Below are 16,214 nucleotides of genomic sequence, written 5' to 3' on the forward strand. Positions count from 1 at the left end.
GTTATGGATCATGTGAATACCAGGCATTGGACGCATGCATCCGTGTTCTCCCAGGCTGGTCGGTGTCCCCGCCCCCGACCGTTTTGGAGTACTCATGGGCACGCAGTGGAACGCCGTGGACGGTCGCATCCGGACGACCGCCCGCGGACACGCCGTGCTGAACAGTCCGCGGCTGAACCGGGGCACCGCCTTCACCCGGCAGGAGCGGCAGGAACTGGGCCTGGTGGGTCTGGTGCCGCCGCAGGTGCTGACGCAGGACCAGCAGGCCGCCCGCGCCTACACGCAGTTCCGTTCCCAGCCCAACGACCTCGCCAAGAACGTGTATCTGACGGCGCTGCGCGACCGCAACGAGGTGCTGTTCCACCGGCTGCTCGGCGACCACCTCGCCGAGATGCTGCCCATCGTGTACACCCCGACCGTCGGCACCGCGATCGAGCGCTACAGCTATGAGTACCGCCGCCCGCGCGGCGTGTACCTGTCGGTCGACGCGCCCGAGGACATCGAGCGCACCCTGCGCGCGTCCGGGCTGGGCGCCGACGACGTCGACCTGATCGTGGCGACCGACGGCGAGGCGATCCTCGGCATCGGCGACTGGGGGGTGGGTGGCATCGACATCGCGGTGGGGAAACTCGCCGTCTACACCGCCGCCGCGGGCGTGGACCCGGCCCGCACTCTGGCGGTGATGCTGGACGTGGGCACCAACCGCCAGGAGCTGCTGGACGACCCGCTCTATCTGGGGAACCGGCACCCGCGCGTGGACCGGGAGAGCTATGACGCCTTCATCGACGCGTACGTCACCGCGGCCACCGAGCTGTTCCCCGACGCCCTGCTGCACTGGGAGGACTTCGGCCCGGCCAACGCCCGCCGCATCCTGGACCGGTACCGCGAGAAGGTCCGCACCTTCAACGACGACATCCAGGGCACCGGCGCGGTCAACCTGGCCGCCGTGCTCTCCGGTGTGCGCGCCGGCGGTGTCCCGCTGCGCGACCACCGCGTCGTGCTCTTCGGCGCCGGTACCGCCGGCATCGGGATCGCCGACCAGCTCCGCGACGCCCTGATCGCCGACGGGCTGACGCCGCAGGAGGCCACCGACCGCATCTGGGCCGTGGACCGCCACGGCCTGCTCGCCGAGGACCAGCAGGGGCTGCACGACTTCCAGCTGCGCTACGTCCGTCGCGGCGCCGAGATCGCCGGCTGGCGGCGCGACGACGCCCTCGGCGGCGTTCCGCTGGCCGAGGTCGTCGACCGGGTGCGCCCGAGCGTCCTGATCGGCGCGTCCGGGCAGGGCGGGGCCTTCACCGAGGACATCGTCCGCGCCATGGCCGCGCACACCGACCGCCCGATCATCCTGCCCATGTCCAACCCCACCCGGCTGGCCGAGGCCGTCCCCGCCGACCTGCTGACCTGGACCGACGGCCAAGCGCTGATCGCCACCGGCAGCCCCTTCGACCCGGTGGAGGTCGACGGCGTCACCCACCACATCGGGCAGGCCAACAACGCGCTGGTCTTCCCCGGCCTGGGGCTGGGCGCCGTCGTCGCCCGCGCCGAGCGCATCACCGACGGCATGCTCGTCGCCTCGGCACGCGCCGTCGCGGAGCAGACCGACGCCACGGCGCCGGGCGTGCCGGTGCTGCCCCTGATCGACCGGCTGCGGGACACCTCCGCCGCGGTGGCCGTGGCCGTGGCCCGCGCCGCCGTCGAGGACGGCGTCGCCCGGGAGACCGTCGACGACGCGGTCGAGGAGCGGGTCCGCGCGGCCATGTGGCAGCCGGAGTACCCGCCGATCGAGGCCGTCTGACGGACGCCGGTCCACGGATCAGCCCACTCCCGTAAGAGTCGACGACCGTCGGAACTCGCCTCTCCGACATGCCGTCGCCGGGCCGCGCGGTCGCGCCTCCCCCTTTCGAAGGATGGACCCAGCCATGTCTTTCGCCGAGATCTTCACCGTCGTGGTGCCGGTCTTCCTCGTCATCGCGGTCGGCTACGGCACCGGCCGCCGCGCGCTCTTCGACGCCGGCGGAGCACAGGCGCTGCGCGAGTTGACCATGCAACTCGCCCTTCCGGCCGCCCTGTTGCTGAGCATCTGGCAGACACCGCGGCGGGTGCTGGTCGAGCAGCTGCCCCTGGTGGGCCTTCTCGCCTTCGGGCTGCTCGGGGTGTACGCCGTCCTGCTCGGCGTCCTGCGCCTCGCCGGCCGTCGTCCGCTGCGGCGGGCGGCCCTGTTCGCACTGGCGTGCGTCCAGCCGCAGTACGCCTTCATGGGTACGTCCATCCTCGGGGGCCTGTTCGGTACCGCGCAGGCCGCCGTGCCGATCGCCGTCGCGGGCATCCTCGTCAACGTCGTCCTCGACCCGGTCGTCCTGATACTGCTCGGCATGCCGGAACACCCGGCGTCCCGGACAGCCGCGACCGCGGCAGCCGCCACCTCCGCGGTACGGCGGCCGGCCCTGGTGACCGTCGGCGGCGGCGCGCCTGGGGAATCCGTGGAAGCCGCCGCCCCGGTGGCCGCCGGGGACGCGTCGCCCGAGCACCGTCCCTCCGTGCTGCGCACCGTCGGGCACGCGCTGCGCGAGCCGTTCTGCTGGGGCCCGGTCCTGGGTCTGATCCTGTCGGTCGGCGGGGTCGGTGTGCCGAAGGTCGCCGGCACCTCGCTGACCCTGCTCGCCGGGGCCGCGTCGGCCGCCGCGCTGCTGTATGTCGGCGTCTCCGTGTCCCGGATCGGCCGCCCGAAGCTGACCCCCGCGGTGTGGGCGATCGCCCTCACCAGCGTCGTCGTCCTGCCGCTGCTCGTCTACGGTGCGGGTCTGGCCATGGCCTCCGCGGCCGACGCCGCCCAGGCCGCGCTGATCGTCGCGTTCCCCGTCTCCCCCGTCCCTCTGATGTTCGCCGCCCGTCACGGCTCGAAGGCCGACGTGCGGACCATCGGCTCCGCCGTCGTACTGAGCCTGCTCCTCTCCTTCGTCACCCTCCCGCTGCTCATCGAACTGATCGGCTGACTCCGGCCTCAGGGCCGTCGTTTCGCCCCTGCCCGGGTCCGACCACTCCCCTCCTGGCAGGCCAAGTGAGCCCACCCGCAAGCGAAAGGACACGGCCGCATGACACCGACAGCCGACACGCGACCGGAACGTCCGCCCCGCACGTCCCGTATGCGGTGGCCGCGTTCCGCCGCCGGCTGCACGCCCGTACGCCTGCCCCTCGCGGCGGCGGCGCGGGGTGCCGTCGCCCTCGCGCTGCCGCTGCTCGTCGGGCTGCGCACGGGGTGGGTGGTGCCGTCCGTGATCGCGGCGATCGGCGCCCTGTGGGGCGTGAGCCAGGACGGCTCCGATCCCTACCGGGTACGGGTGCGGCGGCTGGGCTGGACCGGCCTGTCCAGCGCGCTCGGCCTGCTCGCCGGTGAACTCGCCCTGCGCAGCGGGGAGCCGGCGGCCGTGGCGGGCTGTCTGGTGGCTGCCGCGCTCGTGGCGGGCACCGTCGGCCTGCGGGGGCGGATCGCGTCCGTTTCGGGCATGCATCTGCTGCTCGGCGTGACGATCGGCAGTGGCATCCCCGTGCCGGGACCGTGGTGGCAGCCGCCGCTGGCCCTGCTCGCCGGTGTCGCCCTCGTCCTCGCGCTGTCCGCGGCCCCGTGGCTGTGGCGTCGGCACCACGTCGAGCGGGCCGCCGTGCTCGCCGTGTACCGGAGCGCGGGCGAGGCACTGGCCGCGGCCGGCACCCCTCGCGCCGAGGAGGCCCGGCGACGGATGACGCTGGCCCTCAACCACGCCCATGAGGTGATGGCCGCCCATCTCGCGCCGCGCGCCCGGCAGCGACAGCAGTCGGAAGTCCGGGAGCTGATCCGGGCGTTCCACTGCGCCGTACGGCTGGGCGAGGCCGTGACGGCGGTGGTGTGGGAGGCCCGTCCGCTCCCGCCCGCCGTGACCGGCGTACCGCAGCAGCTGTCCGAGCGCCTGCTGCCGGGACGGGGCTCGGCTCCCGCCGCGGCAGATACGGCGGCGGAGCAGGCGGTGCCGGCAGTCGATGCCGGTTCACCGGGCAGGCGGGCCCTGGCCGAACTGTGCGCGACCGTCGACGGCGCACCGGACCCCGCCGACCTGACGCTGGATCTGCCGGCGCGTTCGTGGCCCGGGCGGGCGGCACGTCTGCGCTATGCCACGCTGCTCGCGGGCTGTGTGCTCACCGCCCATCTGCTCGCCGAGGCCCTGCACGGTGCCCGCGGTTACTGGCTCCCCATGACGGTGGCCTTCGTCTACAAGCCCGACTTCGGCCCGGTGTTCACCCGGGCGCTGCACCGCTGCGCCGGCACGGTCGTCGGCGTTGCCGCCATCGGCGCGGTGTCCCTGGCGGCGACCGGCACCTACACCGTGATCGGCGTCGTGGCCGTCTTCGGCGCCCTGATGGCCGTCGGCGTGCGCCATCACTACGCGCTCGCCACGCTGGGCCTGACCGCGGTCGTGTTCGTGCTCGTCGACCTGCTCGGAGACCACCGGGCGCTGTACGGCACACGCATCCTCGACACCGTCCTGGCCTCCGCGCTGGTGCTCGTCGCGCACTTCGCGGTGTGGCCCGACTCCGCGGCGAACCGGGCCGAGGCGCAGACCGAGGCCGCCGTCGCCGCCGCCCGCCGCTACCGCGAGGTCGCTCCGGAAGCAGGCCTGGTCCAGCGGCAGTCACTGCGCCGCGCCGCGTACCACCAGCTGGCCGAGGCACGCCGGGCCGTCGCGCACGCCCGCGGTGAACCGGCTCGCCCCGGCCGGCCACTGCCCGACTGGGAGGACACGATCACGACGGCCGAACGGCTCTGCGACAGGGTGACCGCGCAGGCGGTGGCGGGCGCGGCGGGCCCGGCCCGATAGGCGGTTCCGTCCGGGGTCGCCGAAGGCGGAACCCGGCCCTGCCTGCCCGCGCGTGCCTGCGTGCCTGCGTGCCTGCGTGCGAGTGACCCATGCCGCTGCTGCCTGGATTCTCCCTGACCCATGAGGAGGAAGAATGCACGCATGGACCTCCAGGTACTCCGCTCCTTCCAGGCCGTGGCAGAGGGAACGACGGTGACCGACGCCGCGGCGGACGCCCGTATCACCCAGCCCGCCCTGTCGCGGGCCCTGAACCGGCTCGAGGACGAGGTCGGCGCGGAACTCTTCCAGCGCGTCGGACGCGTACTGCGCCTCACCCCGGCCGGACGGGTGTTCAAGGAGTACGTCGACGCGGTGCTCGACAGCTACGACCGGGGCCGGCGAGCCGTGGCGGAGATCGTCGACCCGGACGCGGGTGCGGTGTCGCTGGCCTTCCTGCACACCCTGGGCACCTGGCTGGTGCCCAGGCTTGTCACGGACTTCCGGCAGGCGTTCCCGCAGGCCCGGTTCGAGCTGCACCAGGACGGCGAGATCGGACTGACCCGGCACCTCCTCGACGCCACCGCGGACCTGATCATCACCAGCAGCGAGCCCGCCCACCCCCTGATCACCTGGCGGCGTCTCCTGGTGGAGCCACTACGGCTGGCCGTCCCCGCCCGGCACCGGCTGGCCAGGCGGCGCCGGGCCCGTCTGGCCGAGGTGGCCGAGGAGCCGTTCATCCTGCTCAAGCCCGGGTACGGGCTGCGCGGCATCAGCGAGACGTTGTGCCTCGAGGCCGGCTTCACCCCGCTCGTCGGCTTCGAGGGCGAGGAGGTGGAGACCTTGCGGGGCCTGGTCGCCGCCGGTCTGGGTGTGTCCCTGATCCCGTCGTCGCCGGACAGCACGACGCCCCCGGACTCCCCGATCCGCTACCTGGAGATCACCGACGTACACGGTGCCCGGGACATCGGCATCGCCTGGCTGAGCTCCCGTGCCCTGCCACCGATCACCCGGCGTTTCCTCGATCACGCCCTGAAGTCGGCCGCCGCACCCGCGGCTTCACAAGCGACCTCGCGCGCCTGACCTCGCTGCCGAGTGGAGCGGAAGCCACCGCGCCGGTCCCCGATCCGCTCAGGATCAGGACTGGTACGGCTGCTGCGGTTGCTGCGACTGCTGCCCGTACGTCTGACCGCCGTGGCCGTGCGCGCCCTGCGCCTGTAGCCGCTCCGCCTGCTCCTTGGTCACTTTCTGCTCCGCACCGCAGAAGGTGCACTGCGTCGTGTACTTCGTCGAGAACGGGAACAGCGGCACGAAGAAAAGCGTGAACTTCGTGACGCGCTTCCTGAGCGTGTGCGCGGAGGGATTGCCGCAACGGCCGCACACGAGCGTCAGCATCGCGAGCTGGTACAGGTATCCCCTGGTGCCAAAGATGATCATGCTGGTCCCTCCCGGGTCAGGCCACGGTGCCGGTGGCGACTGTGGTGGCAGTGGCGGCTGTAGTGACCGTGGTGGCAGTGATGGCATCTGAACTGCCGGCCGTGGCCAGTAGGTTCCCCTGACGGCCGGCCGCCTGGCCAATTCCGTCAGGACGCGTCGACCTGCGCTGGGAGGACGAGTCTCCCAGCTGGGAGGAAGCCGGTCCTGGTACAGGCCCTGTCGACCTTTGACTCGGCTCTGCGGACCGACTACTTTCCAAATAGTAGACCGGTCGGCTAGTAATTCGTCGGAACATCCTCACCCCTTTCGGAGAAGTCACCATGAGCTCTCAAGGCCAGAAGGTCGCGGTCATCACCGGCGCGTCGCAGGGCATCGGCGCCGCACTGGTCGACGCCTACCGCAAGCTCGGCTACGCCGTCGTCGCCACCTCGCGCACGATCGCCCCCGTCAACGACGCGGGCGTCCTGACCGTCCAGGGCGACATCGCCTACCCGGCCACCGCCGAACGCGTCATCTCCACCGGCGTCGAGCGATTCGGTCGTATCGACACCTTGGTCAACAACGCGGGCGTCTTCGTCGCCAAGCCCTTCACCGACTACACCCAGGACGACTACGCCACCGTGACCGGGGTGAACCTCGCCGGCTTCTTCCGCATCACCCAGCTGGCCCTGGAGCACATGCTCTCCCAGGGCGGCGGCCACATCGTCAACGTCACCACCAGCCTGGTCGACAACGCCGACTCCAACGTCCCCTCCGTGCTTGCCTCGTTGACCAAGGGCGGCCTGCAGTCCGCCACCAAGTCCCTCGCCATCGAATACGCCACGCGCGGCATACGCAGCAACGCCGTCTCGCCGGGCGTCATCAAGACGCCCATGCATTCCGAGGAGACGCACGAGGCGCTCGCCGCCCTGCATCCGGTCGGCCGGATGGGCGAGCAGAGTGACATCGTCGACGCGGTGATCTTCCTGGAGAACGCCCCGTTCGTCACCGGCGAGATCCTCCACGTCGACGGCGGCCAGAGCGCCGGGCACTGACCCACGGGCACGCGCGGGCCGGGAAAACGTTCGTGTCGTCGGGGAACAAGACGATTCATCGGGGAACAAGACGATCGTGGCACCGGTCCCGGTGCGGGCAGACGATCAGAGCAGGTCGAGCCAGTGCCCGGTGGGCTCCGCAGCTTCGCACTCGACCAGTTGTCGTCCCGCGGCTTCGCCCGGCTGTCGCCCCATCCAGCGGCCCACCGATCGAGCGGCAAGCCCCCTCAGCAGAACCGCACACGGCCGACCGCCGCTCCAGGTCCGGCGAGGGACGCGTACGACCCCGCCGAGCGGCCCGTACGCAAGTGTCTGCGAGCCTGATGGGCAGCACCGAGCAGTGGCAGGGCCCCCTCCGGTCCCGCACGTTCCACACCCGCCCTCGGCCGGTGCACGCACCGCTTCAACTGGAGATTTCATGAGTGACAAGATCGCCCTGTCGACGTGGCCCACACCGCTGGAGCCCATGCCCCGTCTGGCGGCGGCACTGGGCCTCGGCGAGAACGACCTCTGGATCAAACGGGACGACCTCATCGGCCTGGGCGGCGGTGGCAACAAGGTCCGCAAACTGGAATGGACCGTCGGCGCCGCCCTCGCGGCAGGCGCGGACACCCTGGTCACCACCGGCGCCGCGCAGAGCAACCACGCCCGCCTCACCGCGGCCGCCGGCGCCCGCCTGGGACTCGACGTCGTACTCGTCTTCCCCGGCACTCCCGACAGCGCCACGCACGGCTCCGGCAACCTCGTTCTCGACAGCCTCTTCGGAGCCAGGGTCCACTGGGCCGGAGACGGCGGCCCGAGCACGATGGGTGACGTCGCCGACGAGGTCTGCCGGCAGCTGCGCCGCGATGGAGCACGCCCTCATCTCATCCCCTTCGGGGGGTCAAGTCCCCTCGGGGCGCGGGGATACGTGGAAGGCGGCGAGGAACTGCGCTCCCAACTGCCCGACGTGGACCACGTCGTGGTCGCCCTCGGTTCCGGCGGCACCATGGCGGGACTGGTCGGCGCACTCGGGGAGCAACGCGTCCTCGGCGTTCACTGCGGGGCGGTGGCAGAGCCGGCCGCCACCGTCGCCGACCTCGCGGGCCCACTCACCCGCCGCAGCATCACCCCGGAATCCCTGCGCCTTCGCACCGACCAGGTGGGTGCGGGATACGGAGTGCTTCATGAGCCGGTCCTGGAAGCGATGCGAACCGCCGCAGGCACCGAGGGCATCGTCCTGGATCCGGTCTACAGCGGGCGCGCCATGGCCGGCCTGATCGCCGCGGTGCGGGACGGCGACATCCGCCCGGCCCAGCGCACCGTATTTCTTCACACCGGGGGGCTCCCGGGCCTGTTCGGGCATACGGAGACCGTGCAGCGCTCCGTCAGCACCCTGCGCTCCTACGAGGTCGAGTGAGCGCGATTCGTCACCTGTTCAACAGGTGACGAGCTTTGCACGGGTCAGGATCACCTGTCAAGATGGTGACGTGAATCTGGATCATGTCTTTGTGTGCGGGAACCCGGCTCTCGACTTCGCCGCCACGCTGCGCGCTCGGCGCTCGCTGCGGTTCGAGATGTTCGCGTCGCCGGACCGACTGGATGCCTGGTACCGGGAGTCCGGTGTCGTCGACGCCGTCTCCCCCAGTCAGGAGGCCGACGTCGAGCAGGCGGTGGCGGTACGGGAGGCCATCTACGAGCTGGTCACCGCCCGGCGCCTCGGGGAGGCCTACGCCGATGAGGCGCTCTCCGTGGTGAACGGCGCGGCCCGGAAACCTCCCGCGACGCCGCAGCTCACCGCCGCGGGGCGGCGAACGGACGCGACGCCGGAAGAAGCGCTGTCCACCGTGGCGCGACATGCCGTCGAGGTCCTGAGCGGACCGGATGTGCCGCTGCTCAAGGAGTGCGGCAATCCCGAATGCACCCGCGTCTACATCGACCGGTCACGAGGCATGCGCCGGCAGTGGTGCGGCATGGAGTCGTGCGGGAACAAGCTCAAGGCCGCGGCCTACCGCGCCCGCAAGAAGGAGGCCCAAGCACCCGCCTCCCGCTGAGACACCGCGACACCGCGACACCGCGCCTTGCCGCATGAGGGCCCGCAGGCATGCCTGACGGATGAGCCCCGTTCTCAACCAGCACGAACACCTCTCGACCCCTGGCGCATACCCCTCCCCACCACCACCGCACCCCCGCGACGGCAGGACGCGCCCCGGGGCAAAAGCACCTGCCCGGCCAGCTGAGTGTCGGCTACGCGGAGGCCGGTCCCGCACACGGCCCTGTGGTCGTTCTTCTGCACGGCTGGCCCCACGACATTCACAGCTTCGTCGGTGTCGCGCCCTTGCTGGCGGCGCGGGGCTACCGGGTGATCGTGCCGTGGTCTCCGTGACCGGTTATCTGATCACCAACCGTGAACGCAACAAGTCGCCGTTGCCGCCGCAGGCCGAGTGGGCGTGGTGGTACCAGTACTACTTCAGCACGGAGAGGGGTCTGCTCGGACTCCAGGCGAACGCCCATGACCTTGCCAGGCTCATCTGGAAGTTCAACTCCCCCACCTGGGACTTCGACGACGCCACGTTCGACCGTACGGCGGCGGCCTTCGACAATCCCGACTACGTCAGCATCGTGATCCACAACTACCGCTGGCGGCTGGGCCTGGCCGAGGGCGACCCTCGGTACGACCGCCTCGAGAACCGACTTGCCGCAGGTCCCGTCATCGGCGTGCCCACGGTCACCCTGGACGGGGAACGGGATCCCTTTACTCCTGCCGGGGACGGCTCGTCCTATCGCGACAAGTTCTCCGGCCCGTACGCCCACCGGACTCTGAAAAACATCGGCCACAACGTGCCGCAGGAAGCACCCGAGGCCTTTGCCGAAGCCGTCGTCGAAGCGGACGGGCTCGGTCACCGTTAGTCGGCACGGACCGCAGGCCAGGACCTTTGCACAGGTTGCGACCAGCCATCTCCGGCACAACCGTGGATACAGGCGGAAGCACCCAGTGGTCAGAGGCCAGCGGCCGGCGGCATGGACACAGAGACCGTTGAGACCCGTTGACACCAAAGACAGGAGCAGGCAGTCGTGGACATGAAACTCGAGATTGCGGTGGTGCCGGTCGCCGATGTCGACCGAGCCAAGGACTTCTACCAGGCTCTGGGGTGGCGGCTCGACGCCGACGTCGCCGACGGTGAGGACTTCCGGGTGGTGCAGTTCACCCCGCCCGGCTCGCCGTGCTCGATCATCTTCGGCACCGGGGTCACCTCGGCCGCGCCGGGCTCTACGCAAGGCTTGCACCTCATCGTCTCCGACATCGAGGCGGCCCATGCCGAGCTCACCGATCGCGGCGTCAAGGTGAGCGAGGTGTTCCACGACGCGAGCGGGGTGTTCCACCGCGCCGGGAACGAGGGGCGGGTACCGGGCCCGGACCCGGAACGTCGCAGCTATGCCTCGTACCTCTCGTTCAGCGATCCGGACGGCAACGGCTGGCTGCTCCAGGAGATCACGGAGCGGTTTCCGGGCCGGTGACCGGACCCCCGCGCACCGAGACGCGGGTGCCCCCGCCGCACCGCCGCGGCGGAAACCTCAATTCGCGGCCGACACCTCCTCAGGCATACGGGCACCGAGGATGGCGAGACAGTTCGTCCAGAGGGGCTTGAGGCGCCCGGTGTCGTTGTAGAGCTTGGCGAAGAGCACCTGGCCCTCGAGCTGGGCGACAACGGAGCGCGCGCCCTCGCGAGTATCACTCACGGCGACTTCACCGCGCTCCCGGGCTCCGATGATGACTTCTTCCACCATGTCGACCTGCGCGTCGAAGATCTGTTGCAGGCGCTCACGGATGGCTTCGGTCTGGTTGCTCATCTCCAGGGTCAGATTCCCGAACATGCACCCGGAGACGGTGCCGCAGCTCTGCTGCCCGGCACGCTGGCCGGCCTCGGTCTCCTCGAAGAGCTGCCGCAGGCGCTGGAGCGGCTCGGCCTCGCCGCTCAGGATGCGGGTCCACTCGCGGCGCTGGGTGGCCCAGTGCTCGTCGAGAACCGCGAGGGCGAGCGCTTCCTTGGACTCGAAGAAGTAATAGAAGCTGCCCTTCGGCACGCCTGCGACCTTACAGATCTCGGCCGTACCCAACGCCGAGTAGCCCCGCAGCTCGATGAGCGACTGCGCGGCGGTGAGGATCTTCTCCCGGGCATCACTGGTACGTCCCATGCGGCAAGTATACGACCGATCGACTACTAATATAGTAGATCGGTCTACTACTGCAGGTCCCGCCAACTGTCTCCACCGCCTCTCCCCCGCCCATGCCGACCGTCAGGGCCGCCACGGCCTGGGCAACGTGGGCCCAGGGTGAGCGGACCGGGCCGTCCGATCGGGCGGAGGAGTGTCGGGGGATCCCCGCGTTCATGCCGTAGTCCTCGTGCGGGGGTGAACGTATCCGGGCCGGGCATGGCTCACCGCCGCGGCCGCGTCGTGGCGGGCGACGGTGAGGACCGCGAGCGGAACTGACTGTCACGCGGTGGCGTCGGCTCTGCCCGGGTCGTTGGGGTGGGACTCGAGAGGGGTGACGGTGAGCGTCATCCACGAGCGCAGCGGCAGCGTGCCGAGCACCTTCTCGTGAAGCTCGTCCTCGTCCGCGGCGCGCCACACGCCGATGCTGCGCAGCTCGCCGACCGGGCGCCACAGCCGGAACAGGTTGCCGGTGGCGGCCAGTTCCTCGGCCCGGACCGCTTCGGCGGCACGGCGCCGGTCGACCTCGGCCGGTTCGGTGCCTTCGGGGATGGTGGTGGTGATCTCGACCAGGAACTCACGCATGATGTTTCTCCGTTGGGTGTGGCGCCCGGCTCGGGCCGGAACGCCGGAGACGACCGTTGGGAGCAGGTGGCGTCCGGCGAAGCCGAGGTTGTCGATGTCGACGGACCGGTCGTGCGAGAGAAGTACGGCGTGGGGTGTGCCGATCCCCTCGGCCGCCCCTGCGGGGTGGCGGGACTTGGCCAGGGCGCGGGTGCCGCCGGTGGCGGGGCCGGGGGCGTCGAAGGCGGGGTCGGTCAGCAGCCGCAGGCCGCCGGTCTCGATCAGTGCGGTCGGTCCGCCGAACAGCCGCACCGTGACCGGCTGCCGGGTGCCGGCGGGACCCCTACCGGTGGCGTGCTGTCGGGTTTCCATGTCCTCATGGTGTGCCTGCCGCCGGCGCGGACGCCACGACCGGCTTCCTCCTTGCTGGTAGGCGCAGCCTCTCAGCGACGTAGCATGACAGCGTGGAGCTGCGCCAACTGCGGTACTTCCTCGCGGTCGCCGAAGAGCTGAACTTCGGCCGGGCCGCCGAGCGGTTGCTGATCGCCGGACCCTCCCTGTCCCAGCAGATCAAGACGCTCGAACGCGACCTGGGGGTACGACTGTTCGATCGCGACCGCCGCTCCGTGTCTCTCACTCCGGCCGGTACGGCCCTGCTGCCGTACACCCGCTCCCTGCTCGAAAGGGCCGACGACCTCCAGCGCCGTGCCCGTCGGCTGGGCGGATCGGAGCCGGTCCGGCTCGGCTACGTCAACTGGCTCCCCGCCGACCTGACCGCCCGCGCCTCCGCGGTGGCCCAACTGCACATCGACGCCTGGGTCGCGCCCTCGCACGCCCAGGCCGCCCGGGTCGCCGACGGCAGCCTCGACCTCGCCGTGTGCTGGGTGCGGAACGAGGACCTGGAACGGCACGGCCTGCGAGCCCGGCTCATCGGTGCCGATCGGCTGTACGCGGTCACCACCGGCAGCGACCCCAGCGGTGTCGGCGCCCAGGACACCGTGGTCCTGCTCGACGACGACACCACATCCTGGTCGTCGTGGAACGTCTACGCCGAACAACTGGCCCATGACACCGGCGCCCGCACGGTACGCATCTCCGACGGCGGCGTCACGGGCCCCGCGTTCTTCGACCATGTCCGCCGCGGCCGCCGTCCGGTCGTCAACTCTCCCAAGGGCCAGACCACACCGCTGCCGCCGGACCTGGTCCAGCGTCCCGTGATCGCGCCCAAGATCTACTGGACCTGGTCTCTGGTCTGGCGCAGCAGCGAAGTCCGCGCCGCGGTACTCGCCGTCGTCGACACCCTCACCGACGGCGTCGGCGACCTCGGAATCCATGCCCCGGACGCCTGGCTGCCCGACGGAGACCCGTACAAGCGGTAGGGGCACCCGATAGGTCGGAACAACTCACAGACACGTACGGACGAGCCACTCGTCGTAATTGTATGCGTCTCTCGCCGGATCCGGGACTGTGGCCGGCTTTTCTTCAACCGTATCCGCCAGGCGGATACGCTCCGGAAGCTTGCCGAATCGTTCACGGCGCGCCACCTCGACGGCATCCAGGGCCTTCTGTTCGTACGGCATTTCGCCCTCCTCCATTCGACGCGGCCCGCCGGGGGCAGCTCGGACGACGGCCGCTTCGACGACGGCCGCTCCGACAGCGACCGAGAGGCTGCCGCGATTCTCCTTGCCAGGTTCGACTGCGGCCTGCCGGTCACTCGTAGCCACGGCAATTCCCCTCCGCCGGATTTCGAGTCAACAAAGTCTCATATGCGATCGATAGACCTACGACGCGGAATCCAAATGGCGGTCCGAATTCGTTCGGAATTCCGCAGCCTTGAACCGCCGGGCGACGGGACATCACCTCTTCAGCTGGTGACGATGCTCGCAGCCTGCTGCGTCACCTGTCAAGGAGGTGACGTGATCCCGACCGCGACTTCGACGCGACCGGGATCGGGAACGAGAACGGGAACAGGAACAGGAACAGGAAACAGGAAACGGGAAACGCTCCAGCGAACAAGGGGCGGCACCCGTGCCACCCCGCCGCGACGGCCGCGCCCTAAGGCAGGCGCCAGTCCACCGGCTGCGCACCCTGGCGGACCAGGAGTTCATTGGCCCGGCTGAAGGGACGTGAGCCGAAGAACCCGCGATCGGCCGACATCGGCGAGGGATGTGCGGACTCGATCGCCGGGAGATCCCCGAGCAGCGGCCGCAGATTGCGGGCGTCCCGCCCCCACAGGACCGACACCAGCGGCGTACCGCGCGCCACCAGTGCCCGGATCGCCTGCTCCGTCACCTCTTCCCAGCCCTTGCCCCGGTGCGCCGCCGGCTTGCGGGGGGCCGTCGTCAGCGCCCTGTTGAGCAGCAGCACCCCCTGCTCGGTCCATGGCGTCAGATCGCCGTTGGACGGCCTGGGCAGCCCCAAGTCCGTGTGCAGTTCCCGGAAGATGTTCTCCAGGCTTCCCGGCAACGAACGCACCTCGGGTGACACTGCGAAGCTCAGCCCGATGGCCATCCCCGGCGTGGGATAGGGGTCCTGACCGACAATCAGAACGCGGACGTCGTCGAAGGGCTGCTGAAAGGCCCTCAGCACATTCGCCCCGGCGGGGAGATAGGTCCGGCCGGCAGCCACCTCGGCCCGGAGGAAGTCCCCCATCGCCGCGATGCGTCCGGCCACAGGGTCAAGAGCCTTCGCCCAGCCTGCTTCAACGAGTTCATGCAAAGGTCGTGGTGCCACAACGCGTCACTCTACTGGCACACACCGGGGCCCTACCCAGGCATCGCCGCCCCGCGCACGGGGCCGTCGCACGGCGCTACTCTTCCTCCTCGCCAAGGCCTTCGAACCGGAAGGCCTTCGAACCGGTCCGACAGAGCACCCAGCCGGTCGCCGCGAAGAAGGGGAGCGTGTTGCGTCCAGTGATCAAGTCACTCCGCCATGGTGACCTGCCCCCGCGGCAAGGGGCGCAGCCGGTGGACCGGCGCCTGCCGTGACACCCACAGGCGCGGCGCCGGGCGGTAGGGACGGGACGCCGGACGGCCCGGGACCACGTGCCGATCCCACCGCGGCTGCCGGACGTTCGGATGTCGTCCTCGCCGTGGACTCCGGGGGTTCCGGACTGCGGGCCGTTCTGGCCGCGCGCGGCGGCGGGGGCGCGGCTCTGTCGGCGCCGCTCGTGTCGAAGGAGCCGGTGCGCACCGGACCTCGCGGTATCGATGCCGGGCAGCTGCTGGAGCACCTGCTGCCCATGGCACGGCAGTTGCTGGCCGACGCCGAGGCGGGCGGACCGTGCGCGGTGGCGATCGGAGCGGCCGGCTTCGCCACCCTCGGCGACGGGTTGCGCGCCGAACTGCCCTCCGCGCTGGCCCGGGAGCTCGGCGTACCGAGGGTCGCCCTCGCCGCCGACGCCGTCACCGCCTACACGGGCGCCCTCGGCGTCCGGCCCGGCGCGGTGGTCGCGGCAGGCACCGGTCTCATCGCCGTCGGCACGGATCTCCGAAGCTGGCGCCGGGCGGACGGCTGGGGCCATCTGCTGGGCGACTGTGGCAGCGGGGCGTGGATCGGGCGGGCCGGTCTCGAGGCGGCGCTGCGGGCCCACGACGGACGGCCGGGCGGCTCTCCGCGGCTGCTGGCGCGGGCCGAGGAGAGGTTCGGTCCGGTCGCCTCTCTGCCCGGCAAGCTCTATCCGCGCACCGACCGCCCGGCCGTGCTCGCCTCCTTCGCACCCGAAGTGGCCGCCTGCGCACCGGGCGACCCGGTCTCGGCGGGCGTCCTGCGCACGGCGGCCCGGCACATGGCGGAGTCCGCGGCCGCCGTCTGCCCGGCCTCGGGGCATCCCCAAGTCGCCCTCACCGGCGGCCTGTTCAAAATGGGCGCCCCGCTCCTCGTACCACTGGGGGAGGAACTGGCCGTCCAGCTCCCGCACGCACGGCGGGTGACGGCGGAAGGCGACCCGTTGCACGGCGCCGTGCGCATCGCCCTCGACCTGGCCGCCGGTTCGCTCACTCTCCCGTGCGACGAGCACATGCTGTACGTGGTGACCGAGTGACCGAGTGACCGAAAAGAGTGACTGATCCGCCTTGCGGAAAGGATGACTGGCGTCTTCCGGCACAGCCGCAAGATCAGACCGTGTCGATCCCTTCAATTCCGTACGTAACTCATC

General features: G+C 70.9%; 15 protein-coding genes and 1 pseudogene. 11 read left to right on the forward strand and 5 right to left on the reverse strand.

The annotated features are described in order from the left end of the window. Positions 1 to 94 precede the first annotated feature (94 nt). The 4 genes from GTY58_RS08025 (at position 95) to GTY58_RS08040 (ending at position 5,912) form a co-directional block, all read left to right on the forward strand. A complete protein-coding gene (locus GTY58_RS08025; protein ID WP_037645939.1) occupies positions 95 to 1,798 on the forward strand; it encodes an NAD-dependent malic enzyme in 1,704 nt (567 codons plus the stop codon). 124 nt (positions 1,799 to 1,922) lie between these two features. Beyond that, positions 1,923 to 2,996 carry an AEC family transporter gene (locus tag GTY58_RS08030; protein WP_037645936.1) on the forward strand — a complete coding sequence of 358 codons (1,074 nt, stop codon included), beginning with the start codon at positions 1,923 to 1,925 and terminating at the stop codon, positions 2,994 to 2,996. Between the two features lie 99 nt (positions 2,997 to 3,095). Further along, the gene (locus tag GTY58_RS08035; protein WP_010982954.1) at positions 3,096 to 4,853 is read left to right on the forward strand and encodes an FUSC family protein; all 1,758 of its coding nucleotides are present in this window, start codon (positions 3,096 to 3,098) and stop codon (positions 4,851 to 4,853) included. Between the two features lie 141 nt (positions 4,854 to 4,994). Then, on the forward strand, positions 4,995 to 5,912 hold the full coding sequence (locus tag GTY58_RS08040; protein ID WP_037645934.1) for a LysR substrate-binding domain-containing protein: 918 nt from the start codon (positions 4,995 to 4,997) through the stop codon (positions 5,910 to 5,912). Between the two features lie 54 nt (positions 5,913 to 5,966). Here the strand turns inward: GTY58_RS08040 and GTY58_RS08045 are convergent, their stop codons facing one another. Next, on the reverse strand, positions 5,967 to 6,266 hold the full coding sequence (locus GTY58_RS08045; RefSeq protein ID WP_010982956.1) for a zinc-ribbon domain-containing protein: 300 nt from the start codon (positions 6,264 to 6,266) through the stop codon (positions 5,967 to 5,969). A 320-nt stretch (positions 6,267 to 6,586) separates the two neighbouring features. On the opposite strand from GTY58_RS08045, the gene GTY58_RS08050 reads away from it, so the two are divergent. The 5 genes and pseudogenes from GTY58_RS08050 to GTY58_RS08070 all read left to right on the forward strand — a co-directional run bounded on the left by GTY58_RS08050 (position 6,587) and on the right by GTY58_RS08070 (position 10,798). Further along, positions 6,587 to 7,300, forward strand: a complete 714-nt coding sequence (locus GTY58_RS08050) for an SDR family oxidoreductase (RefSeq protein ID WP_010982957.1) — start codon at positions 6,587 to 6,589, stop codon at positions 7,298 to 7,300. A gap of 418 nt (positions 7,301 to 7,718) precedes the next feature. Then, positions 7,719 to 8,699 carry a D-cysteine desulfhydrase family protein gene (locus GTY58_RS08055; RefSeq protein WP_010982958.1) on the forward strand — a complete coding sequence of 327 codons (981 nt, stop codon included), beginning with the start codon at positions 7,719 to 7,721 and terminating at the stop codon, positions 8,697 to 8,699. Positions 8,700 to 8,769: 70 nt separating this feature from the next. Continuing rightward, on the forward strand, positions 8,770 to 9,333 hold the full coding sequence (locus tag GTY58_RS08060) for a CGNR zinc finger domain-containing protein (RefSeq protein WP_037645932.1): 564 nt from the start codon (positions 8,770 to 8,772) through the stop codon (positions 9,331 to 9,333). A 170-nt stretch (positions 9,334 to 9,503) separates the two neighbouring features. Next, positions 9,504 to 10,189: pseudogene (locus GTY58_RS08065) on the forward strand (alpha/beta hydrolase). A gap of 165 nt (positions 10,190 to 10,354) precedes the next feature. Beyond that, positions 10,355 to 10,798, forward strand: a complete 444-nt coding sequence (locus GTY58_RS08070; protein WP_010982961.1) for a VOC family protein — start codon at positions 10,355 to 10,357, stop codon at positions 10,796 to 10,798. 57 nt (positions 10,799 to 10,855) lie between these two features. Here GTY58_RS08070 and GTY58_RS08075 read toward each other — a convergent pair whose 3' ends face one another. Both GTY58_RS08075 and GTY58_RS08080 read right to left on the reverse strand, forming a co-directional pair. Next, positions 10,856 to 11,476, reverse strand: coding sequence for a TetR/AcrR family transcriptional regulator (locus GTY58_RS08075; RefSeq protein WP_010982962.1), 621 nt, complete (start codon positions 11,474 to 11,476; stop codon positions 10,856 to 10,858). Between the two features lie 300 nt (positions 11,477 to 11,776). Then, positions 11,777 to 12,079 (reverse strand): muconolactone Delta-isomerase family protein, encoded by a 303-nt coding sequence (locus GTY58_RS08080; RefSeq protein ID WP_037646199.1) that lies wholly within the window; start codon positions 12,077 to 12,079, stop codon positions 11,777 to 11,779. 443 nt (positions 12,080 to 12,522) lie between these two features. On the opposite strand from GTY58_RS08080, the gene GTY58_RS08085 reads away from it, so the two are divergent. Further along, complete coding sequence (locus GTY58_RS08085) at positions 12,523 to 13,437, forward strand: LysR family transcriptional regulator (protein ID WP_010982964.1); 915 nt, start codon at positions 12,523 to 12,525, stop codon at positions 13,435 to 13,437. A gap of 24 nt (positions 13,438 to 13,461) precedes the next feature. Here GTY58_RS08085 and GTY58_RS40545 read toward each other — a convergent pair whose 3' ends face one another. Both GTY58_RS40545 and GTY58_RS08095 read right to left on the reverse strand, forming a co-directional pair. Continuing rightward, positions 13,462 to 13,782, reverse strand: coding sequence for a hypothetical protein (locus GTY58_RS40545; RefSeq protein WP_237529831.1), 321 nt, complete (start codon positions 13,780 to 13,782; stop codon positions 13,462 to 13,464). A 331-nt stretch (positions 13,783 to 14,113) separates the two neighbouring features. After that, the gene (locus GTY58_RS08095) at positions 14,114 to 14,791 is read right to left on the reverse strand and encodes a uracil-DNA glycosylase (protein WP_010982965.1); all 678 of its coding nucleotides are present in this window, start codon (positions 14,789 to 14,791) and stop codon (positions 14,114 to 14,116) included. Positions 14,792 to 15,149: 358 nt separating this feature from the next. Between GTY58_RS08095 and GTY58_RS08100 the strand changes: the two genes are divergently transcribed. Next, positions 15,150 to 16,100: a BadF/BadG/BcrA/BcrD ATPase family protein gene (locus tag GTY58_RS08100; protein ID WP_037645928.1), complete on the forward strand. Its 951-nt coding sequence runs from the start codon at positions 15,150 to 15,152 to the stop codon at positions 16,098 to 16,100. The last annotated feature ends 114 nt before the right edge of the window (positions 16,101 to 16,214 follow it).

Origin of the sequence: Streptomyces sp. SID5469 (assembly GCF_009862865.1) — a bacterium.
GTDB lineage: Bacteria > Actinomycetota > Actinomycetes > Streptomycetales > Streptomycetaceae > Streptomyces > Streptomyces avermitilis.